Origin of the sequence: Mesorhizobium sp. M1066 (assembly GCF_040318635.1) — a bacterium.
In the GTDB taxonomy this organism is placed as follows: Bacteria; Pseudomonadota; Alphaproteobacteria; order Rhizobiales; family Rhizobiaceae; genus Mesorhizobium.
Genome location: NZ_JAMYMR010000001.1, coordinates 552478 through 573494 on the forward strand (window position 1 = coordinate 552478; position 21017 = coordinate 573494).

16 protein-coding genes and 3 pseudogenes are annotated in these 21017 nt (G+C 59.0%); 2 read left to right on the top strand and 17 right to left on the bottom strand.

Translation table 11 applies throughout. The features are described 5' to 3' along the window. The first annotated feature begins 217 nt into the window (after positions 1–217). Entirely contained in the window at positions 218–448 is a 231-nt protein-coding gene (locus NKH52_RS02495; protein WP_023736267.1) for a hypothetical protein, read from the top strand. Positions 449–732: 284 nt separating this feature from the next. Here NKH52_RS02495 and NKH52_RS02500 read toward each other — a convergent pair whose 3' ends face one another. From NKH52_RS02500 to NKH52_RS02570, 15 genes and pseudogenes are all read right to left on the bottom strand, one after another. After that, complete coding sequence (locus NKH52_RS02500) at positions 733–2046, bottom strand: HlyD family type I secretion periplasmic adaptor subunit (protein ID WP_352731177.1); 1314 nt, start codon at positions 2044–2046, stop codon at positions 733–735. Next, positions 2021–3796 carry a type I secretion system permease/ATPase gene (locus NKH52_RS02505; RefSeq protein WP_352658130.1) on the bottom strand — a complete coding sequence of 592 codons (1776 nt, stop codon included), beginning with the start codon at positions 3794–3796 and terminating at the stop codon, positions 2021–2023. Before NKH52_RS02505 ends, NKH52_RS02500 begins: the two co-directional genes overlap by 26 nt. Positions 3797–4188: 392 nt before the next feature. Continuing rightward, positions 4189–4980 carry a calcium-binding protein gene (locus NKH52_RS02510; RefSeq protein WP_352658127.1) on the bottom strand — a complete coding sequence of 264 codons (792 nt, stop codon included), beginning with the start codon at positions 4978–4980 and terminating at the stop codon, positions 4189–4191. Positions 4981–5704: 724 nt separating this feature from the next. Continuing rightward, on the bottom strand, positions 5705–7018 hold the full coding sequence (locus tag NKH52_RS02515) for an HlyD family type I secretion periplasmic adaptor subunit (protein ID WP_352731175.1): 1314 nt from the start codon (positions 7016–7018) through the stop codon (positions 5705–5707). A gap of 44 nt (positions 7019–7062) precedes the next feature. Next, positions 7063–7260, bottom strand: a pseudogene (locus NKH52_RS02520) (type I secretion system permease/ATPase); the annotation flags it as partial. 389 nt (positions 7261–7649) lie between these two features. Next, positions 7650–8069 (bottom strand): hypothetical protein, encoded by a 420-nt coding sequence (locus tag NKH52_RS02525; RefSeq protein WP_352657211.1) that lies wholly within the window; start codon positions 8067–8069, stop codon positions 7650–7652. A 907-nt stretch (positions 8070–8976) separates the two neighbouring features. Continuing rightward, positions 8977–9233 (bottom strand): annotated as a pseudogene (locus NKH52_RS02530) (hypothetical protein); the annotation flags it as partial. A 30-nt stretch (positions 9234–9263) separates the two neighbouring features. Continuing rightward, positions 9264–10214, bottom strand: coding sequence for a LysR family transcriptional regulator (locus NKH52_RS02535; RefSeq protein WP_352657214.1), 951 nt, complete (start codon positions 10212–10214; stop codon positions 9264–9266). A 64-nt stretch (positions 10215–10278) separates the two neighbouring features. Continuing rightward, a complete protein-coding gene (locus NKH52_RS02540) occupies positions 10279–11067 on the bottom strand; it encodes an ABC transporter permease (RefSeq protein WP_023736275.1) in 789 nt (262 codons plus the stop codon). A gap of 3 nt (positions 11068–11070) precedes the next feature. Further along, the gene (gene nodI / locus NKH52_RS02545) at positions 11071–11982 is read right to left on the bottom strand and encodes a nodulation factor ABC transporter ATP-binding protein NodI (protein ID WP_023736276.1); all 912 of its coding nucleotides are present in this window, start codon (positions 11980–11982) and stop codon (positions 11071–11073) included. 43 nt (positions 11983–12025) lie between these two features. Continuing rightward, positions 12026–12271, bottom strand: a pseudogene (locus NKH52_RS02550) (carbamoyltransferase N-terminal domain-containing protein); the annotation flags it as partial. A 35-nt stretch (positions 12272–12306) separates the two neighbouring features. Further along, positions 12307–12915, bottom strand: a complete 609-nt coding sequence (gene nodS, locus NKH52_RS02555; protein WP_023770905.1) for a nodulation methyltransferase NodS — start codon at positions 12913–12915, stop codon at positions 12307–12309. A gap of 35 nt (positions 12916–12950) precedes the next feature. Then, positions 12951–14309 (bottom strand): chitooligosaccharide synthase NodC, encoded by a 1359-nt coding sequence (gene nodC, locus NKH52_RS02560; protein ID WP_352657220.1) that lies wholly within the window; start codon positions 14307–14309, stop codon positions 12951–12953. Positions 14310–14323: 14 nt separating this feature from the next. Beyond that, on the bottom strand, positions 14324–14983 hold the full coding sequence (nodB, locus tag NKH52_RS02565) for a chitooligosaccharide deacetylase NodB (protein WP_352657223.1): 660 nt from the start codon (positions 14981–14983) through the stop codon (positions 14324–14326). Continuing rightward, complete coding sequence (locus NKH52_RS02570) at positions 14980–15573, bottom strand: NodA family N-acyltransferase (protein WP_023736281.1); 594 nt, start codon at positions 15571–15573, stop codon at positions 14980–14982. Before NKH52_RS02570 ends, nodB begins: the two co-directional genes overlap by 4 nt. Positions 15574–15811: 238 nt before the next feature. On the opposite strand from NKH52_RS02570, the gene NKH52_RS02575 reads away from it, so the two are divergent. Beyond that, positions 15812–16837, top strand: coding sequence for a LysR family transcriptional regulator (locus NKH52_RS02575; RefSeq protein ID WP_352657226.1), 1026 nt, complete (start codon positions 15812–15814; stop codon positions 16835–16837). A 504-nt stretch (positions 16838–17341) separates the two neighbouring features. Here the strand turns inward: NKH52_RS02575 and NKH52_RS02580 are convergent. Together NKH52_RS02580 and NKH52_RS02585 are read right to left on the bottom strand one after the other, a co-directional pair. Then, positions 17342–18373 (bottom strand): LacI family DNA-binding transcriptional regulator, encoded by a 1032-nt coding sequence (locus NKH52_RS02580; protein ID WP_352657229.1) that lies wholly within the window; start codon positions 18371–18373, stop codon positions 17342–17344. A gap of 302 nt (positions 18374–18675) precedes the next feature. Next, positions 18676–20004 carry a dicarboxylate/amino acid:cation symporter gene (locus NKH52_RS02585; RefSeq protein WP_352657232.1) on the bottom strand — a complete coding sequence of 443 codons (1329 nt, stop codon included), beginning with the start codon at positions 20002–20004 and terminating at the stop codon, positions 18676–18678. Positions 20005–21017: the final 1013 nt, after the last annotated feature.

Genomic DNA, 21017 nt, shown 5'->3' on the forward strand with positions numbered 1-21017 from the left:
GTGCCCGTGCTGCGGCGGACGCATGATCATCATCGCGATGTTCGAACGGGGAGGCAGTTGCTCAGACCGCCACACCATTTTGTGATGCGATCTTTCAAAGAACGGCAAGTTGAAGCGCCATAGCCGACGCCTCCCGCGAGATTCTGACCTTCCTATGCATTGCACCCACAGGTGAAGAGACCGTCGAGATGGATCTTTCGTTCAGAAGGAAACTGCCATGCGAACCACCGAACGTGATCGACCGCCTTCCGGCTGGTTTGTGGTCGACGTGATGCGCCGCGAAGCCCGGAAGTGGGACTGGACGGCGCTTATGACCGATACGCATCCTGATGACGATCTAGAAGCTCGGATCTTTGCGAAGCAGTGCTGGGTCCGCATTCCCGGCAAGCACCGAAACCGAGATGAGGCTTGGGATATGTTCGAGGCGATGTCAGCCACGCGGCACTGACTGACTTTCATTCCGCAGAAGAGAAACGAACAGCCCGCTGCCGCTGGTGGCGGTGTTTCATGTCGCCTTTCATGTCGCGCACCATTAAAAACCGTTGAAAACCAAGGATACTCAGTTGCAACATGAAACGCGGACATTTCTGCATTTGAGGGTACGTTAAGATGCTAAATTCACTACAGAAAGAAGTTGTGACCAGAGGCAAATGAGGAAATATGTCTGTGCCTTCAGGTGTTACCACTCTCAAAGAAACCAAGAAATACAACAATATATTTCTGTGGCTTATTTCATTCCTCCCGGAATGTCCGACTGATTTGGTCCGACAGCGGCTTCACAAAATAGGAAAGCGCCGTACGCTCGCCCGTCTGGACCATCGCTTCGGCCGGCATGCCGGGCACGAGCGTCAGGTCCTTGAGCTTCGTCAGTTCCGCATGCGGAACCGATAGACGCACCAGGTAATACGAAATGCCGTTTTTTTCGTCCGTCGCCAGATCTGCTGCGATCCGGCTGACATATCCGTTCAATTCCGGCGTGGTTCTCAGATTGAAGGCTGACATCCGCAGCACGGCCTTGTGACCAAGCTGGATTTGGTCGATGTCCTTCGGGGTGATCCGTACTTCCAGCGCAAGATCGTCGCCTTTCGGCACGATTAGCATGATCGGATCGGCGGGCGTAATCACTCCGCCGACCGTATGAACTGCGAGTTGTTGAATGGTGCCTGACTGCGGCGCGACGATATCGATCCGTCGCAGTTCCTGTTCAGCCGCTACCTTGCGCTCACCATACTCCCCGATCTGCGCCTGAACCTCTCTGAGCTCCTGGCCGACTTCGGTCTTGAAATCCTGATCGATCTGCGGGATCTGCAGGCGCGTTTCGGCTATGCGGGCTGCTGTCTGTGCCTGATGTGCGATCTTCTCACCGCGTTCACCACCGAAAGTGGCAACCTGGATCTTCAGGCTGTTCAACCGTTGGTCCGAGACAATGCCTTGGTCGCGCAGCCCACTCAGAACAGCAATTTCCTTTAGGAGAACCTCGATCCTTTTTTCACAGGCAATTTCCTGCGCCTCGAATCCTTCGATCTCGTGGTGATATTGAGTAATGTGTTCCGCCAGTTGCGCCTGCTTTCCGTCGCGGGATTGTCTGCGGAATTCGAACAGCAGCGTCTCGCTATGTATTGCCGAAGCTACGTCCGGAACATCTCTTCGGGCGAGCAGCCAGTCCGGGAAGGCGATCTCCGCGAGATCGTCACGTTCAGCATCGAGTCTTGCCTGGTAGGCGGCGAGCTCATCGAGCCGCTTGGTGACTATGGCGAGATTGGCGCGCGTCTGGGTGGCATCGAGCCGCATGAGGATGTCGCCGGCTTTCACTTTATCGCCTTCGCCCACCAGGATTTCTCCCACCACCCCGCCGGTCGGGTGCTGCACCTTCTTGACATAGGAATCGACGACAAAGTGTCCGGACGCGACAACCGCACCGGAGAGATTCGTGAAGGCCGCCCAGGCTCCGGCTCCTCCCACAAAGATTACGCTCGCCAGAAGGCCCGCCACCAGGTGGCGGCGAATGGAGCTGGAAACGTCATTGTTCTGATGAATGCCGGACACCGGGATCCTCCATGTCAGCGCGCTCTCCCACTTGATCCTGTGTAGACTCGATGGCGTTGACGCCAGCGCCTCGTGCCATCGCTGTCCCCTTCAGGACTTTGGAAAGCGCTTCATCACGCGCACCGAATGCTCGCTGCCGTCCACCTTCCATCACCAACACCAAATCCACGGCGCGGATGGCGCTGGGCCGATGGGCGACGACAACCGCAATGCCCTTGCGCTCGCGCACGGAGGCGATCGCCTTAATGACCGCAGCCTCGCCTTCCGAATCGAGATTGGCATTGGGTTCATCCAGCACAACAAGGAAAGGGTCTCGATAAAGAGCACGGGCAAGACCGATACGCTGGCGCTGCCCGGCGGAAAGTGCCGATCCGGCCTCACCGATCGGAGTTTCGTAGCCGTGCTCAAATCGGAGGATCAGTTCGTGCGTGCCCGCTGCTTTCGCCGCGGCGACAATAGCCTCAGGGTCAGGATTATCTTCAAAACGAGCGATGTTTTCGGCAATGGTGCCGTCGAACAGTTCAACACCTTGCGGCAGATAGCCGACATGACGGCCTAGTGCTTCCCGGTCCCATTGATCGAGGCTTGCGCTGTCGATGCGAACCTTTCCGGCGACCGGCGCCCATGCGCCGACGATGGCGCGCGAGAGTGTCGACTTGCCCGAGCCCGATGCACCGATGATCCCGAGTGCGCTTCCCGCCTGAATGGCAAACGCAAGGCCGGTCACGGTCGGCTTCCTTTCGCCGGGCGGAACGATTGTCACGCCTTCGAGGCGCAGTTCGCGTTCAGGTGCAGGCATTGGCATAACAGCAGCGGATTCAGGAACCTTTTCCAAGAGGTCCTCCAGCCGCGCCCAACCCTGCCGCGCCATGAGGAAAGGTTTCCAGCTTGAAATGGCCAGATCGACCGGAGCCAGCGCACGCCCCATCATGATCGAACTGGCAATCATAACCCCGGCCGTAGCCTCCTGTCTGATGACAAGGTACGCGCCGACGGCAAGAATGGCCGATTGCAGCAGCACGCGCAGCGATTTTGAAAAGGCACCCAGCCCACCTGCCACGTCCCCAGCTTTCCGGTTGGCGGCCAGAAACTTGGCATTGGCCTTTTGCCATCGGGCAGCGATCCGCTTTCCAAGACCGAGAGCTTGCACGACCTCGGCATTGCAACGCGCTGCTTGCAGCAGACCATTGCGTGCCATGTTGTGGGCAACGGTATCGCTTATCGGCCGTTGCGAGAGAGTGTTGGCAAGGAGTGTCAGAGATGTGAGACCGACCGCCCCGACAAGTGCCGTCATGCCGATCCAGAAATGAAGGAGGAAGCAAATGCCAAGATAAAGCAGCATCCATGGCAGATCGAAGAACGCTGTCGGACCGTTTCCACCTAAGAAGCCGCGAACATTATCGAGATCGCGAAGCGGCTGCAAGCCGTCGCCCGGCATGCGCGTTGAAAGCGGAAGGCGAACGATCGCATCGTGAACGCGTCCGGAAAACTCTCCATCGAAACGCTCGCCAATCCGCAGCAGCACGCGGGCGCGCAAAATGTCGAGCAGGCATTGGAACGCATAAAGCCCCGCAGCAAGCACGACGAGCCCCACCAGCGTCGATACGCTGCCACTTGCCAGAACGCGGTCATAGACCTGAAGCATGAACAGCGGCGAGATCAGCGCAAGCACGTTGACCACGCCGCTGATCAACACAATGCCCCAAATGGCGGAAGTCAGAGGGAAAGGTCTCAAAGCTGAATCCTTCAAGGAATGGTTACTCACGTAAGTTCCGGAGGCTGGCGACTCAGCCCCATATTGCTCCCCGACCGGCGACCGACTGCATCCGCTCGCTGGGTCAGGATCAGTGCTCCCGCCGAATATGTTTAGTCCCGGCATTTAATGGAGCGGGTCAACAACACCGTCCGGCTGAAGGTTTGGAAAGGGATTCATCGTGGTCGGCCGCAAGGGCCCGAACAGGCTTCCGCCTCCACACCTTCAGGGAGATTTCGGTGCACCGACCAGAGCGACGCGCAGGGCTTCGTCAAGCTATCCACGCTGCGACTGCTCCCGGGCGCCCCGGCCCATGGCAAGTAGCGGAAACGGGAAAGCGCCCGCCCAGGGGGGCGGGGCGAGGCGCTGTTCCGTATGGGTTTTCTGGATCAAACGAAGGTGAAGTCCGACGCGGTCAGGCCTAGGTCGGCCACGGTGACCACACCGCCCAAGTGGGCGAACTCATGCGCGCTGTTGTCGGCGGTGACATAGGCCAGAGTTGCGACTCTGTCGGTGTAGCTGCTTTGGTAGACAATGATGTCGCCGGCGTGCTCGCCGGAGATCGCACTCGCGGCTTCAGAAGCAGAGTTGAAAGATTCGCCAGTGATTACCACGACGTGTTCGCCGTTCGCACCTGAGGCCGCACCACTGTAGAAGCTGCTCACCGGGTAGCCGGACTGTATGCTGGCGTTGTTGACGAAGTTCGCGCCAAAACCGTCATTGTAGAGGCCCACCGCATCGAAGGCGAACTTGTCCTCCGCCGGGTTGAAATCGGTGATAGTGGTAATGTCCGACTTCGACCCGACAACCCCAGGCACCGGATTGTGGAACTGGAACACGAACGTGTCATTGTCGGTGCCCCCGGTCAACGTGTCCTGGCCGTCACCCACGTAGAGGACATCCTGGCCGGGACCGCCGCTGAGCCTGTCATTGTCCTCACCGGAGATGCGCGCGTTGAAGCGGCCGTTGTCGCCGGAGAGATCGTCCCAGCCATCTCCGCCGAAGATGCGGTCATTACCCTCGCCGCCAATGGCTCGGTCACTGCCCGGGCCACCCGAGATCTCGTCGTTGCCGCCACGACCGTCAATCCAGTCACCGCCCTGGAAACCCTCTATCCAATCTTCACGCTCGGTGCCGATGAGTGTTTCGGCACCCGGGCCACCCTCGATAATGTTTGCCATCGAAAAATACTCCTAATGATGCACCCTGCCTGACGCGTTCATATTCGTCATCGGGCAATTGGAGAAATCGATTGCTTGGATAGGCATACATCTACGAAATGGATGCACTCACGTTCACGTCGCCCTTCCGCTGAGCAGTAGCGGGCTCGCAGGCGGCGGGGACGCGCCCAGACGATCGACCCGAACATTCACACTCAAACGGACGAGGAAAACTTGGTAACCGGCCGCCCTGGTTGGGCCCAAGCCTCTCTCTGTTTGCTCGACGCCGGCATACCCGCACCGTAAGCGCGCTGGACGTGGACAAGTTCCGGTGGCGGCGGGTACGGCGCGGCCTCAGCGATGAATGGGGGGCCGGAGACGGTTCCATCCCCGACACGCATGCTGCTACCGCGCAATAAGAGGAGGGCAATTTGCCGCCAATGGCCTCGTGATGGCGCCTTTCGCCGACAGGCTGTCGAAGTTGACCGAAGCCGAGCTGAAACGACAACTGGCGGGTCCTCACAGCTGCGTTACGCATTCGCTCGCTGTCAAGCCGGCCTCGGAAGAACAGGCATGGGGCTGTGTCGCCGAGTATCTCGCCAGCACTGCCCATTGCGAGCAATGGAACATTAGGGAGTGCGTTCGCGCGAGCCGAGAGTTCAAGGATCTCGGAACCGACAGCTTCCGCACGTCGGCCGCACGGACTCTACGCGACGCGGACTACGCCAAGCTAACAGAATTACTTTCATTCCTCCTGGAATGCCCGACTGATTTGGTCCGACAGCGGCTTCACAAAATAGGAAAGCGCCGTACGCTCGCCCGTCTGGACCATCGCTTCGGCCGGCATGCCGGGCACGAGCGTCAGGTCCTTGAGCTTCGTCAGTTCCGCATGCGGAACCGATAGACGCACCAGGTAATACGAAATGCCGTTTTTTTCGTCCGTCGCCATATCGGCTGCGATCCGGCTGACATATCCGTTCAATTCCGGCGTGGTTCTCAGATTGAAGGCTGACATCCGCAGCACGGCCTTGTGACCAAGCTGGATTTGGTCGATGTCCTTCGGGGTGATCCGTACTTCCAGCGCAAGATCGTCGCCTTCCGGCACGATTAGCATGATCGGACCGGCGGGCGTGATCACTCCGCCGACCGTATGAACTGCGAGTTGTTGAATGGTGCCTGACTGCGGCGCGACGATATCGATCCGTCGCAGTTCCTGTTCAGCCGCCACCTTGCGCTCACTATACTCCCCGACCTGCGCCTGAACCTCTCTGAGCTCCTGGCCGACTTCGGTCTTGAAATCCTGATCGATCTGCGGGATCTGCAGGCGCGTTTCGGCTATGCGGGCTGCCGTCTGTGCCTGATCTGCGATCTTCTCACCGCGTTCACCACCGAAAGTGGCAACCTGGATCTTCAGGCTGTTCAACCGTTGGTCCGAGACAATGCCTTGGTCGCGCAGCCCACTCAGAACAGCAATTTCCTTTTGGAGAACCTCGATCCTGTTTTCACAGGCAATTTCCTGCGCCTCGAATCCTTCGATCTCGTGGTGATATTGAGTAATGTGTTCCGCCAGTTGCGCCTGCTTTCCGTCGCGGGATTGTCTGCGGAATTCGAACAGCAGCGTCTCGCTATGTATTGCCGAAGCTACGTCCGGAACATCTCTTCGGGCGAGCAGCCAGTCCGGGAAGGCGATCTCCGCGAGATCGTCACGTTCAGCATCGAGTCTTGCCTGGTAGGCGGCGAGCTCATCGAGCCGCTTGGTGACTATGGCGAGATTAGCGCGCGTCTGGGTGGCATCGAGCCGAATGAGGATGTCGCCGGCTTTTACTTTATCGCCTTCGCGCACCAGGATTTCTCCCACCACCCCGCCGGTCGGGTGCTGCACCTTCTTGACATAGGAATCGACGACAAAGTGTCCGGACGCGACAACCGCACCGGAGAGATTCGTGAAGGCCGCCCAGGCTCCGGCTCCTCCCACAAAGATCACGCTCGCCAGAAGGCCCGACACCAGGTGGCGGCGAATGGAGCTGGAAACGTCATTGTTCTGATGAATGCCGGACACCGGGATCCTCGCGCTCTCCCACGTTATCGATGGAGTTGACGCCATTGGAACGCATAAAGCCCCGCAGCAAGCACGACGAGCCCCACCAGCGTCGATACGCTGCCGCTTGCCAGAACGCGGTCATAGACCTGAAGCATGAACAGCGGCGAGATCAGGGCAAGCACGTTGACCACGCCGCTGATCAACAGAATTCCCCAAACGGCGGAAGTCAGAGGGAAAGGTCTCAAAACTGAATCTTTCAAGGAATGGCTTCTCACGTAAGTCTCCGGAGGCTGGCGACCCAGCTCCCTATATTGCTCCCCGAACGGCGACCGACTGCATCCGCTCGCTGATTGAGGATCAGTGCTCCCGCCGAATATGTTTGGTTTGGCACTAATGGAGCGGGTCAACAACAACACCGTCCGGCTGAAGGTTTGGAAGGGCAACGTCATCGTGGCCGGCCGCAAGGGCCCGGACAGGCTTCCGCCTCCACACCTTCAGGGAGATTTCGGTGCACGACCAGCGCGACGCGCAGGGCCTCGTCACTGTACACGCTGACTGCTCCCGGGCGCCCCGGCCCATCGCAAGTAGCGGAAAAGGAAAGCGCCCGCCCCGGGGGGGGCGGGGCGATGTACCGTATGGGTTTTCTGGATCAAAAGAAGGTGAAGTCCGACGCGGTCAGGCCTAGGTCGGCCACGGTGACCACACCGCCCAGGTGGGCGAACTCATGCGCGCTGTTGTCGTTGCCGAGGCGCACCGCATAGAAAGCGAACTTATCCTCCGTCGGGTCGAAATCGGTGATAGTGGAAATGTCCGGCTCCCACCCGACACCCGGGTCGAACCCAATCACCGGACCGAGGAAATGGATCGTGTCATTGTCGGTGCTCCCGGTCAGCGAGTCCTTACCGTCACCGTCACGACCGTTAATCCAGCCACCGATCTCTCCAGTATGATCGTCTCCCCACCACACGTAGGGGAGCGTATAATCGGCTCGGATCTCGGGGGGGAGCAAATCGTCAAAATCGGGGGGGGGCACTTTGGAACCCGGGCCACCCTCAATAAACTTTACCATCGCAAAATACTCCTAATGATGCACCCTGCCTGACGCCTTGATATTCCTCATCGGACAATTATAGAAATCGATTGCTTGGATAGATACACATTTACGAAATGGATGCACTCACGTTCACTTCGCCCTTCTGCTGAGCAGTTGCGGGCTCGCTGGCGGCCGGGAATCTGGTCGCCCAAGCAATCGATCTGAAGATTCGACACTCAAACCGGACCAGGACAACACTTCGTAAGCCGTCCTAGTTCTGCCCCAAACTTCTCTCTGTTTGCTCGACGCCGGCATACCCGCACCGTAAGCGCTGGACGAGGACAAGTTCCGCTGGCCGCGGGTGGAGAACGGGGTGATCCGGCTTGCCGCGCCCAACTGATGGCGCTCGTCGAAGGCATGGACTGGCGCGTTTGAGCCGAACGGAGACGGCGTCCGACGTCGGCCGGATAGGCCGTGGCGAAGTGACTCAGGCGCAAAAGGCGGGCCTCTGGCCGTGCAAAATAAGCTTCTGTCGGCGTCATGACGAGAAGCGCTTTGGCCCGTCCCCACGAAATCGTTCCGCTCAAGGCGATATTGGTCGCCATGGCGGCGGAGAAGGCCGAGCTGCAACAACTCCGGAGCGAACACTCAAGGCCGAGATCGTCCGGATGGCGACACTCAACGGGCGTGCCCAGGAGAGGATTGCCGACCTTCAGGGATCGTCAAGCAGCTGGAGCGCGCCGCTTCGGTCGCAGCTCCGAGAAGCTCGAACGTGCCCAGCAGGCCTTCGCCTTCGAATCCAGACCGGGCTCGGCGCGATTGAGTCCGAACTCGAGGCCGCAACACCGCAAGACCGACAGGCGAGCCGCGACGTGCTGCGCGACCGCGGAAGGCGTTCCCGGCGCATCTGGAGCGGGTCGAGATCGTCATCCGGCCCGAGCGGGAAGAAGCGCTCCCGCAGCCAATCGTCCAGTCCGTCAAACGCCGTCGGCCGCACAGGCTTGCGAAACGGAACAGTCCCGCCCTCGCTTAGACACCGACGCACCGTGTTGCGCGCGCACCCGAATTCCTTCGCACGTCGGTTCCCCAGCCAACCTCATGCCGCCGCAGCATCGCTGCCATCTCTTCAGGCTGAAGGATCTGCTCTCCCTGCATCGTTCTCGACAATGCAGGAATCGCCCAATCCCGGTCGCCATCCATGCCTCCTCTCATAACCGAGAGGTCAGTTTCTCAATTCGGCCGACAACTGAGACGTCCGGTGCTCTTAGGCAGGGTAATCATACGAGATGCCTCCTGCAACATCATTTCCCGCATCCATAGGCTTGCCGGATCATTATTGTGAAGCGCAGGCCATTGGACGGCCTCCGTGAATGCGGCAGGAAGTGGCGGCGGAAGTTCGACAATCCGCAGGGGTGTTAATTTTGCGAAGTGCTGCGCCAGCCGTAACGGCATGGTCCCGATGCGGCTGGTGCCTGATAGAAGGGGCGGGATCATGCTAAAGCCGTGTACGACGACCTCGATACGTCTCTCGAAACCGTTCTCGAGCAAATACCATTCCTCGATGGAGGGCTGCCGGGTGTCGCCGAATTTAAGCACAACCTGCCCCATCGACAAGTATCGGTCGAATGTAAGTGGCTCTGACAGCTGCTTGTTCGTGCCACAGCCTACGCATACGAGCATATCTTCGAACAGGGCTGCGCGAGGATGTTTCGACATGAACACTTCCGGCATAATCAGAAAATCAACGTCGCCGCGCCGGAGAAGCTCCTCGGGGTCGTCGGAAATAGGCAGACATTCGAAGCGGACGGCGGGAGCTTCCCGCGCAGCACGCTTTACGATTTTCTTAAAAAATACGAGTGTGAGGTAATCGGAAAGGATGATGCGGAAGCGACGATCCGATCGGACCGGGTTAAAGGCGTCCCAGGAAATAATCGACAGCTGGATGTGCAGCAATGCCTCCCGGACTGCTGTGGCGAGCCCCTCCGCGCGCGGTGTCAAAATGAGTTCGCGGCCGTTCATCGTAAATAGCTCATCGCTGAAATAGGCGCGTAACCGACCGACGGCGGCGCTCATGGCCGGCTGGCTCAGGTTAATACTGCGAGCCGCGGCGGTGACTTTACGCTCCCTGATCAAAGCGTCCAGCACAACGAGGAGATTTAGATCGAGTCCCTTAAAACGCATGCATTGACCTATCCGACGCGTGGATGGGTATCGCCCAAACAATCAATTTCACGAGGTGAGAGCGTCAACGCATCAGCCGACGACGAAACAGAGCAACCGATAGGAAGAACGGCAAAACCGTGTATATGCAAAGCGCGCCGATATGCAGGCCCATGCTGCCGGCGGGACGGCCAAGCATCGCCGGACGAATGAGGTCAATTGCATGTGCGAGCGGCAACAAGGAGGCGACGTCCTGAAAAGCGCCGGGCAATTGGTTGACCGGAAACATCGCGCCGCAAAGGAACAGCATGGGTGTTATAACAAGCGTATTATAAAATATGAAATATTCATAACTGGGCGCAAGCGCCGTGACGACCATCGCTAGACTCGCGAAGGCGAGGCCACTGAGAGCGATGACTGGCAGCAAGCAGAGGATGGATGGCCACGATGCGTAGCCTAGCGTGGTGGCAACAATAGTGATTGCTGTGCCCGCCATCAGGGCCTTGGTGGCTGCCCACGCCAATTCGCCGAGTAAGATATCGCCGAGCGTCAGCTGAGTGCATAGCATTCCTTCCCAGGTGCGCTGGTCGCCCATGCGGCCGAAACTCCCGTAAACCGTTTCAGCGGTCGCCGATGCCATCGCGCTTGTGGCAACCATGCCAGCCGCGAGAAACGCAATGTACGAAGTGCCCTCAACAGGACCTATCATTGTTCCGATTCCAAAGCCGAGACCGAACAGATAGATCATCGGATCGGCGAGGTTGCCGAGCACCGATGCAAGCCCGATTTTCTTCCATCCAAGATAGTTGCGGCGCCAAACCGCGACCCAATTCCACGCATTGGCGGGCATGCCCGCCGCATAACGTTCGCCCATTGTTCAGTCCTCCATCTCGCGCCCGGTTAGCCGCAAAAACACATCCTCGAGATTGGGGGGACGCTGCAGAAGGCGTAGACCCGCGCGCCCGCGTAGCTGCGCCAGCACCTGCTCCGGATCGGGTGCATAGCAAAAAAGCGTCTCACCGCTCACCTCGATGCGCTGTGCGTACGGCCGGATCAGCGCACCCAGTTCATGCGGATTGCCGCCGTAGACCTCGACCACGTCACAGCCGATCTGCTCGTCAATGAGTGCGGACGGGCGGCCTTCGGCGATCTTGCGCCCCTCCTCCATAACGCACAGCCGATCGCACAGCCGCTCGGCCTCTTCCATGAAATGGGTAGTCAAAAGAATAGTCTTGCCCCGCGCCAGCAGCGATCGCAGCCGTTCCCAGATCAGGTGGCGGGCCTGCGGATCGAGGCCGGTGGTCGGCTCGTCCATCACCAGCAAGTGCGGGTCATTGATCAGCGCACGCGCGAGCGTCAGGCGCCGCTTCATGCCGCCGGACAGTTCGGCGACGCGCGCATCCGCTTTGTTCTCGAGGCGGGCGAACTCAAGCAGCGATGGTATGACCGCATCGATCTGGCGTCTGCTCATCCGGAAGTAGCGCCCGAACACCAACAGGTTCTCGCGTACAGTGAACGCGGTATCAAGATTGTCGAACTGCGGGACCACGCCGATGCGCATACGTGCCAAACGCGCGCGCGCCGGCACTGGAACGCCGAGCACAGTAATCTTCCCCGCATCGGGCGATGTCATGCCGAGGACCATACGCGCAATCGTGCTTTTGCCCGCGCCGTTCGGTCCCAAGAGCCCGAAGCATTCCCCCGCCGCAACGCGGAACGACAGCCTGTCGACAACGAGCTTGTCATAAGTTTTGCTTACGTCAGTAAGATCGATCGCTACCATGGACATGGGTTCATTTTACCGAGAGGGACGCCAAGACTGGCGGTTGCTTGGTTGCCTGCCGGACCTGAAACTGTGACTCGTCTTCGCCATCCCAGCCGTCGATAACGAACTGATCGACATCACAAGGATTTAGTCCCTGTTCCGGTAAAGCGGCGACAATTGCGTCAAGATTATCGATGGCTTGGTAACGCGGATCGTTGTGCCGCTTTTCCTGGTCAACGCAGAAGACGAGCCGTCCATCCTCGACCAGGGCGATCGCCCCATCATGGGTCAGCTTGGTACCACAGATGCGCATAGTGTCTCCAGGTTAACGGCGATAGATTCGATTCATCAGGAAGCGGAAAGCGGGTTCCGGAAACGGACGAGCAAGCAGTCTTCGTTGACCGACTCGCCCCGACACTCAAGACGCTCTACCTCGATCAACGTTTCGTTCAGCATGGCGATGACCGGCTCAGCACCAGCGGCGTGACCCCAGCGACGGCAATTAGCATCCCTTGCCGATCCGAAGATCAGATGCCCGCCTGGCGCAAGCACCCGCACCAGGTTTTTGACGGCCGCGCGCATCTCGGCTATGTCTTCGAGATAGTAGAGGACCTCCGCCACAACGATCAGGTCAAACAACTCGTCGGTCGAAAACTGTTGAACATCGGAGACTATCCAGTTGATGCGCGACGGCTCGTTTATCCGTTGACGTGCTCGAGCAATCGCTTGCGCCACGACATCGATGACGGTGAGCCCTTGGCAGTAGGGGGCTAGTTTTTCCGTGAATGCGCCGGCAGCGCACCCGACTTCGAGGGCATTTGAAATGGAGCCTTGGGCAAGCGCGAGCTGGAGCATTTGCGTGTGGCGCTTCCGCTCGAACGGATTGCCGTCGAGAAGCCACGGATCGTCTGCGGCCAATTCCCGATCAAGCAACTGATGATTCACGTTCTGGGTCAAACTCGTGCACCTCTCGTCCACTAGGTAATTAGCGATCACTCGTCGCCGCAAATGTTGCCCGACAGCACTAATTCCGAAGAATCCCGCGCAAGATTGAGCCTGCGAAGCGGAGCCGCATGCGGCGAGAATTCTGCCCTGCTGGAACCAGTGATCGGAGTTTGGGTGGGGGCCTGTTTTCCCCCAGTGTTCGATGTAGCGACAGCAGAGCCTCGCGACAGCCAATCGCTATTGCTCAATGTACACAGCGCGTAGGCCTTCACCGGAAGCAAGAGAAAGATGTTGATGAACGTGTGCAGCGAAAAGCCCAGAAATCGAAACTGTCGGGCACGAAATGCTACCACGCTGCATCGGAGCATGGTCATGGACACAATCATCAGTCCTGTCCACCAAGGCACAGAGCCTGTCAGTGCGAAATGTGCGAGGCCCGTTAATACCGATAGGGCGAGGAGTAGCGCGCCGAGATTCTGTCCGACCACGTCCAACGTGAGATAGCTATTCAGGCTGGGCAGCAAGCGCAGCCCAAGCAGCGTGTCCCGGAATGTGCTTCGTGCCCAACGGAGTTGTTGGCGCAGATACGGTCCTAGTCTGTTCGGGACGACTGTGGCCGCGATGGCGCTCGGAACGTACTCGGTTCGAAAGCCTGCTTTCAGCATCAGGATAGTAAGATGGCGATCCTCACCGAAGTCGCTTGGCTTGCCCCGAAAAAACTGCGACTCGTACTGGTCCAGTAACAAAAGGAGCGCAGACCGGCGGTACATGGCACATGGGCCGCAACAGCACATAACGGCACCGAAGCGAGCCTGCGCCGCGCGCTCCTCGTTGCAAGCCAGCCAGTACTCCATGTCTATCAGCCTGGTCAGCCAGCTCTCGGTCCGGTTACTGGCCGTCAACTGACCCATGACTGCGCCGACCGCTGAATCTCGCATCTTCGGTACAAGCTTGGCAATGACGTCGGACGCGAGTAACGTGTCTGAATCAACGTTAAGCACCAGATCCCCTGATGAGCGGCGTATCGCGGCGATCTGCGCCTTGCGCTTTCCAACATTCTCGGGAAGCAAAATGATGTCGAACCTAGGGTCGCGCGCGTAGGCTTCGTGGACAGTTCCTAAGGCTTCGCGATTTCCAGAACCGTCATCAACCACATAGACCCGAAGTCTTCCGGCATATTCTTGGTCGGCAATGGAAGCCAGGCACTCTGAAAGCGTGCGCGGATCCTCGTTGAAGCAGGGGACGATGACATCCACGCTGGGCAGTTGATCGGAGCCGACGAGAACCTCCAACGCCGATGAGTCGTTTGTCGGCAGAGCATAAAGCCCCTGCATGCTCTTATAAGCAGTCGAGAGCAGCGCATAAAGCGATATGGCCACAGTGCTGGTTGTACCAAGAAGAGTCATGGGATCTCGTTTGTTCAGTGATGTTGAGGAAGTGAGCGGATTACAAATCCGCGCTCACGCAATGCTGGAATCAGCCGGGACAGCGCCGTGACCGTCTGGTCGCGCAGACCGGCGTGAGCGCCCCGGCCCAACTCGCCGGGAGGGCATCCGTCGTGCAAGAGTACGATTGCGCCCGGCCGGACAGAGGCGAGCACTTTATCGACAATCGCGTCGACCCCAGGGCGAGACCAATCTCGAGGGTCGACGGACCAATGGAGGGCCGCCAGCCCGGCGATCTGTGACGCTGTGAAGACTTCTTCGCTCCAGGCGCCGTAGGGCGCGCGAACATAGCGCACCGAGGCCTGCGGGCACGCTCTCATGATGGCGTCGTTCGCTTCAAAGACCTCACGTTGCACTTCGCCGAAACCGCATTGGTACAGATCCGGATGAGACATCGTGTGGTTGCCTACCTCGTGCCCTTCTGCGATCATCCGTTGGATTAGATCTGGGTGCTCTAAGGCGTAGGCGCCGATGACGAAGAAAGTCGCCGGCACCCGCTGCTCTGCCAGCACATCGAGAATCTCCGGTGTGAAAAGTCGATTGGGACCGTCGTCAAACGTCAGATAAACGCTGCGACGGCCGGTGCCGTCAGAGCACTCACGGCGCAATTCGTACAAGCAATCGGGACGGCTCATAGCTCTGGTCCGTTCCGATCTATCATCGTGCCCGTGGGCCATTCGCTGATCGGCCGTCCAACCGGCAGAACAATGGTGAGTGCGTCATCGATGCGTGTGGGCGGCAGGTCGAGGCGGGCCTCTGGTCGGGTCGAGCGCACGCGAATTCCCGACAAAACGGCCAAAGGCCTGTATCGCCGCCCGAACCTCTCAACATGATTCCGCAGCGCGTCCCGGACCGTTCCGAAAGCGAATGGAACGCCAAGCTCCTGCAGTATTGGAAGCATGACATGGATTGAATGGGCGATTCCGAGACCCTCAAGGTCCGGGCGTACCCCGTACAGGCCCAGCTCAGCCACCAACAGGTCGACCGCGTCAACCTTGATGAAACGGCGCAGTATGCCCATGTGAGCCGCTACACCACTTGAATCATAGGCGATCACGCGGAGTTCAGGCCTGGCTCCGGCCCAGCTTCGACTACCTTCGAACGGTTCTGCGTTGGACGCCCCAGTCGGCCCGTACGTATCACGAAAGAACTCGGCGAGCTCAACGTGATCGGAGAGCTGCAACTCGTTTTCCCAGCACAACTTCCACTGCACCTGGTGGCGCATTCAGGACCTCTCTTCATATTAGTTTTTTGCGGCCGCATTACCCGACCAAAGCGGCGCTGTTGGCTGCATTCAGTCGTTGTCGTTGGCGAAGGTGAGCCAGACGCTCTCTCGAAGTTCCGGCCCGTGTCGTCGATTTGAGCTTGACGTCGCTCATTAACGTTCCTCTAATGCATGGCTCGTAAATTCGTAAAATTGATTGTTTGAATGATACGCATCCACACGTTGGATAGAACATGACATGCGTTTCAAGGGACTCGATCTAAATCTCCTCGTTGTGCTGGACGCTCTGATGAGGGAGCGTAAAGTCACTGCCGCGGCTCGCAGTATCAACCTGAGCCAGCCGGCCATGAGCGCCGCCGTTGCTCGGTTACGCGCCTATTTCAACGATGAGCTATTTACGATGAACGGCCGCGAGCTCATTTTGACACCGCGCGCCGACGGGCTCGCCACAGCAGTCCGGGAGGCATTGCTGCACATCCAGCTATCGATTATTTCCTCCGACGCTTTCAACCCGGCCCAATCGGATCGTCTCTTCCGAATGATGCTTTCCGATTACATCACGCTCGTATTTTTTAAGAAGATCGTAGAGCGTGCTGCGCGGGAAGCTCCCGCCGTCCGCTTCGAATGTCTGCCTATTTGCGACGACCCCGAGGAGCTTCTCCGGCGCGGCGACCTTGATTTTCTGATTATGCCGGAAGTGTTCATGTCGAAACATCCTCGCGCAGCCCTGTTCGAAGATATGCTCGTATGCGTAGGCTGCGGCACGAACAAGCAGCTGTCAGAGCCACTTACATTCGAGCGATACTTGTCCATGGGGCATGTCGTGCTCAAATTCAGGCACACCCGGCAGCCCACCATGGAGGAATGGTATTTGCTCGAGCACGGTTTCGAGAGACGTGTCGAGGTCGTCGTACAGGGCTTTAGCCTGATCGCGCCCGTCCTGTCAGGCAGCAACCGCATCGGGACCATGCCCTTACGGCTGGCGCAGCATTTCGCAAAAACAACACCCCTGCGGATTGTCCAACTTCCGCCGCCACTTCCTCCTCCCGCATTCACGGAGGCCGTCCAATGGCCTGAGCTTCACAATACTGATCCGGCAAGCATGTGGATGCGGGAAATGATGTTGCAGGAGGCATCTAGCCTGGCGCCTTTGCCTGAAATCAATGAGCGTCTCGGGCACGCCGATCCGACCTTGCGGTTGTTGGTACCGACTGCCACCTCGATTTCGCGTGCGAAGTCCCGGAAGATGTTAAGCCCCACTTAAACACCGGGCCTTTGCCCAGCAGAGCGGCGCAGTTGATTGTCAAGTACGAGGGCCAGGAACGAGCAGAACACACGCCCGGGGTTGCTACTGAATTGACTGCCGCCTCCGATTTTGCTTGCGGAGTCCCAGAAGATGCTCAGCCCCACTTAAATGCCAACGTCGCAGGCCTTGCCGCGGCTTTTCACGCGCGGCCAGGCGAGGAGATGGCGGTCCACGTGGTCGATCATCTGTGCCAGCCTCGCTCGGCTACTGGCGTCGACGACAGTCCCCTGCACCGAGAAAGTCGGGCACTTGGCAATGAAGCCGGTCGAGCTTGACGCTGCGGACCCAGGCAATTGACCCCGCGCTTCTGCCTGAACGCGTGGCCGATCCGTTCATCTAATCGGCGCTACATTCTGCCCGGCTGAGGTCCGTGGGTGCGGCCACCCCGCGGGATGGGATCATCATTCAACTTTCTCTCGTTTATGAAAGGAAACTCCCCGCTCACGATAGAGTCCATGAGTTTCATATATTTTCCGGCAGATGGATGTCGAACGGGAGAAATGTCTGTCCGGGTGTTTCAGCGGTGCCGGTCTCGATAGCCCGCGTCATCAGCATTATCAGCTCCTGGCAAAGTCGGCGCATTGGCGTGGCGACCGCCATCGTGACAATATTATCTGCGAGCGCCGCCCGAGACTCCGGCGTGATTTCATTCACGATCGCGACGAGATCGCGACATTTGCCCTCTTCTCGGAGCGCGGAGATGGCGCCCTCCATGCCGCCGCCGGCGACATAGAAGCCGACGAGCTCGGGCTCTCGCTGCATGAGATCAAGCGTTGCCTCGTAGGTGATCTGCCGTTTCTCGAGGTTCATGACTGGATCCAGCACCTCGAACGTGGGCGCGTTCTCACGGCAATAGGAGCGAAAGCCGACGTCACGGAGCTCGTGCCCCTGAAAACGATGGCTGCCGACAAAAACCGCCACTTTGCCGGGCCGTTTTGCGACCTTCGACACCATCCAAGCGGCCGTGCGCCCCACCTTGCGGTTGTTAAGGCCGATATACCCCTGTCGCACGCCGGCGGCGAAGTCGGAAAGCAGCGAGAAAACCGGAATGCCTTTGGCCTTGAGGTCCTCAACCGCTGCTGTAATTTTCGGGTGGTCCGGTGCCACCATCGCGATCGCATGGCAGCGTGCGCCCAAATCCTTGAGCCGCGCGATCAGGTCGCTCGGCATATGTGACGGGGCGAATTCGACGAGCGGAATGCCGTGGAAGGACTGGGCCAAATTGACCGATGCTTCGACCTCGCGCGCAAAATCTTGGTAGAAATGCTGAGCCGGTTTTCTCAAGATGAAGCCCAGACGGTAGTGCGGTAGGTCTCGCCGCAAGCGCTGCTTGATTAGCCCGGCAGCATGATAGCCGATCGCGTGGGCGGCGTCGTGGACCCGCCGCGCGGTCTCCTCGCGCACCGGATGGCGGGCGTTCAGAACCCGATCGATCGTTGCTACGCTGACTCGGGCTTCGCGGGCGAGATCGGCAATTGTGGGGCGCTTGGTCATAGGTCCTATTCTGATCTTTTTGACGCCGGCCGGCTCTCTGTCGCCTAACGGGTTTCGGTTTCGGGTGGCAAAGTGAAAACGTCCCATACGAACGGCCAACAGCGTGTTGGACGAACATCATTCCAGACGTAAACCGGCCGGGTATACTGAAAGGCTCATTCGCTTAAAGGGCGGTGACGGTTTGCACTCACACATTTAGCGCTTCGGCTACATGGTCCGTGAGGAGCCGTTTAGAGGCTGCGGGTCGGTCGTTCAGTTCATGTGACCAGCTAGGCGACTTAACAGGTCGTGGGCCGCCCACCTTACTTGGAGGAGGGTAGCCGGTTTGATGCCTTGGCAAGCTGATGACCGCAGAAGGCGGCTTTCATCTGTGCTCGGTCCAATTCTCCTTCCCAGCGGGCGACGACGAGGGATGCCACTGCGTTGCCGACGCAATTCGTCAGCGCCCGGCATTCGGACATGAAGCGGTCGATGCCGAGTATCAGTGCCATCCCAGCAACGGGAACACTCGGAACTACGGCGAGCGTAGCCGCCAGGGTGATGAAGCCCGCGCCTGTGACACCTGCAGCGCCCTTGGAGGAAAGCATTGCTACGAGCAGCAGCAGCACCTGATCGCCGATGGACAGATCCGTGTTCGTCGCCTGCGCGATGAAGAGGGCCGCCAGCGTCATGTAGATATTCGTGCCGTCCAGATTGAATGAGTATCCGGCCGGGATGACGAGACCCACAACCGAACGCCTGGCGCCCGCCTTCTCCATTTTCTGCATCAGCGAAGGGAGCGCCGCCTCCGAGGAGGACGTTGCGAGGACAAGCAGCAGCTCTTCCTTGATGTAGCGAATGAGAGAACAGATCGAGAAGCCGTTGTAGCGACAGACCGCGCCGAGAACCCCGAACACGAAGAGGAAGGCGGTGAAATAGAACGTCGCGACCAGCATCGCGAGGTTGACCACCGAACCGATGCCATATCTGCCGATGGTGAAGGCCATTGCGCCAAAAGCGCCGATCGGCGCGGCCTTCATCAGAATTCCAACGAGCTTGAAGACAGGCGCGACGAGCGCCTGAAGGAAGCAAACGACAGGCTTGCCCGGCTCGCCGGCCATCGCAAGCGCCATGCCGAACAGAACCGAGAAGAACAGCACCTGCAGGATGTCGCCTTCGGCGAAGGCTCCGACGATCGTTGGCGGGATGATGTTCATCAGAAAGCCGGTGACCGACTGCTCGCTGGCTTTTGCGGCATAGGTATTCACGGCCTGGACATCGAGCGAGGCCGGATCAATGTTGAGGCCGGCGCCAGGCTGGACGACATTGGCGACGATGAGGCCGACGATCAGCGCGAGCGTCGAGAAGGTGAGGAAATAGACCATTGCTTTACCGGCGACCCGGCCGACCTTATGAAGATCGTTCATGCCGGCAATGCCGGTGGCAATTGTCAGGAAGATGACAGGCGCGATGATCATCTTGACCAGCTTGATGAAGGCATCACCCAGCGGCTTCAGGCTCTCGCCGGTCTCCGGATAAAAATAGCCAATTGCGACGCCGAGCGCGATGGCGGCAAGCACCTGGGCGTAGAGCTTGGTGTAGAAGGGTTTGCGGGGCGCGGGACTCGCGCCGCGGACTTGTGCAGCTGACACTGTTTCTCTCTCCCTGACCGGATCGAGGTGGCGTGACTTCTCCCGGGCTTCTCCCTATCGCGGCGCTCCGGTCGAACGCTGCACCAACGCCGCTGCAATACCCATGCCAGATGAATCCGCATGACCTGAACTGACGTGGGCTCGCCAATGCTGGAGGAATGCGGTGTCAGACCAGCGGGATAGGCCGCGGTCCGGCACGCCCTTGATGGTCTCTGGCAGAGTGCTGCCGGTCGATCCCTCTGGCTAGCGGTTTTGCTGCACAGAGCGTGCTGGGTTCCTCGTTTTAGCCGGCTTTGGACCGCGCCGCATCGCTGGCGCCAGCGCGTACCAAATAGGTCGCCTGTTCATAAGCCCTTCCAGATGACAGGCTAACTTACCCCTGTTCGGAAGCGCTGTGAGAGGCGAGTTCCTCTCGCCGGAACGCCTGCGCCACATGACGAAATCCGTTGGTCTAGAGGAGGCCGAGAGCTTCGCTTTCCCTGACTAGCCGTGGCACCCATGATGGAATGAATGCGCTGGCACAAGGCGGGAACGACGAGGGTCCAGCACGACCCGTTGATGTTCACTGACAGAGTGCTGCCAGTCGATCCCTCTGGCTCGCGGTTCATCGGTGGCATCAGAGCCGAGAATGCTGCGCTCTTTGCAGCGCTCCCGCTGCATGAAAGCCACGTCGAGACGTAGAGATTGACGCCGTTGGCGCTGACCACGACGATGCGATCTGGAAATTGCGAGCACCGGCTACCAAGCCGTACTCGACGCCAGCTTCGCGCCTTCACACGCGACACCGCCGCCGCATGATCAACTCGAGCAAAATGGCGGTTGCCGCAAACGACCAGTGCCGTTGGCGGTTATTATCACTTCCGCCCCTCCTTCGCGGGCGCTGGTGAATGGCACGGCCCGGCTTTTACACTCGGCGCGGTCAGCCGCTCGGGCACCGCATCGCCGGCGCAAGTATTTCCGTCGTTCAACGGCAAAAACAGAATTGATGAATTCTATCATATGCCGCGAGGTTT

Bases quoted from the DNA above. Each gene is read 5' to 3' on its own strand.
- NKH52_RS02495 (WP_023736267.1), top strand. From the start codon at position 218: ATGCGAACCACCGAACGTGATCGACCGCCTTCCGGCTGGTTTGTGGTC.
- NKH52_RS02510 (WP_352658127.1), bottom strand. From the start codon at position 4,980: ATGGCAAACATTATCGAGGGTGGCCCGGGTGCCGAAACACTCATCGGC.
- NKH52_RS02525 (WP_352657211.1), bottom strand. From the start codon at position 8,069: ATGGTAAAGTTTATTGAGGGTGGCCCGGGTTCCAAAGTGCCCCCCCCC.
- NKH52_RS02535 (WP_352657214.1), bottom strand. From the start codon at position 10,214: ATGCGTTTTAAGGGACTCGATCTAAATCTCCTCGTTGTGCTGGACGCT.
- NKH52_RS02540 (WP_023736275.1), bottom strand. From the start codon at position 11,067: ATGGGCGAACGTTATGCGGCGGGCATGCCCGCCAATGCGTGGAATTGG.
- nodI (WP_023736276.1), bottom strand. From the start codon at position 11,982: ATGTCCATGGTAGCGATCGATCTTACTGACGTAAGCAAAACTTATGAC.
- nodC (WP_352657220.1), bottom strand. From the start codon at position 14,309: ATGACTCTTCTTGGTACAACCAGCACTGTGGCCATATCGCTTTATGCG.
- nodB (WP_352657223.1), bottom strand. From the start codon at position 14,983: ATGAGCCGTCCCGATTGCTTGTACGAATTGCGCCGTGAGTGCTCTGAC.
- NKH52_RS02570 (WP_023736281.1), bottom strand. From the start codon at position 15,573: ATGCGCCACCAGGTGCAGTGGAAGTTGTGCTGGGAAAACGAGTTGCAG.
- NKH52_RS02575 (WP_352657226.1), top strand. From the start codon at position 15,812: ATGCGTTTCAAGGGACTCGATCTAAATCTCCTCGTTGTGCTGGACGCT.
- NKH52_RS02580 (WP_352657229.1), bottom strand. From the start codon at position 18,373: ATGACCAAGCGCCCCACAATTGCCGATCTCGCCCGCGAAGCCCGAGTC.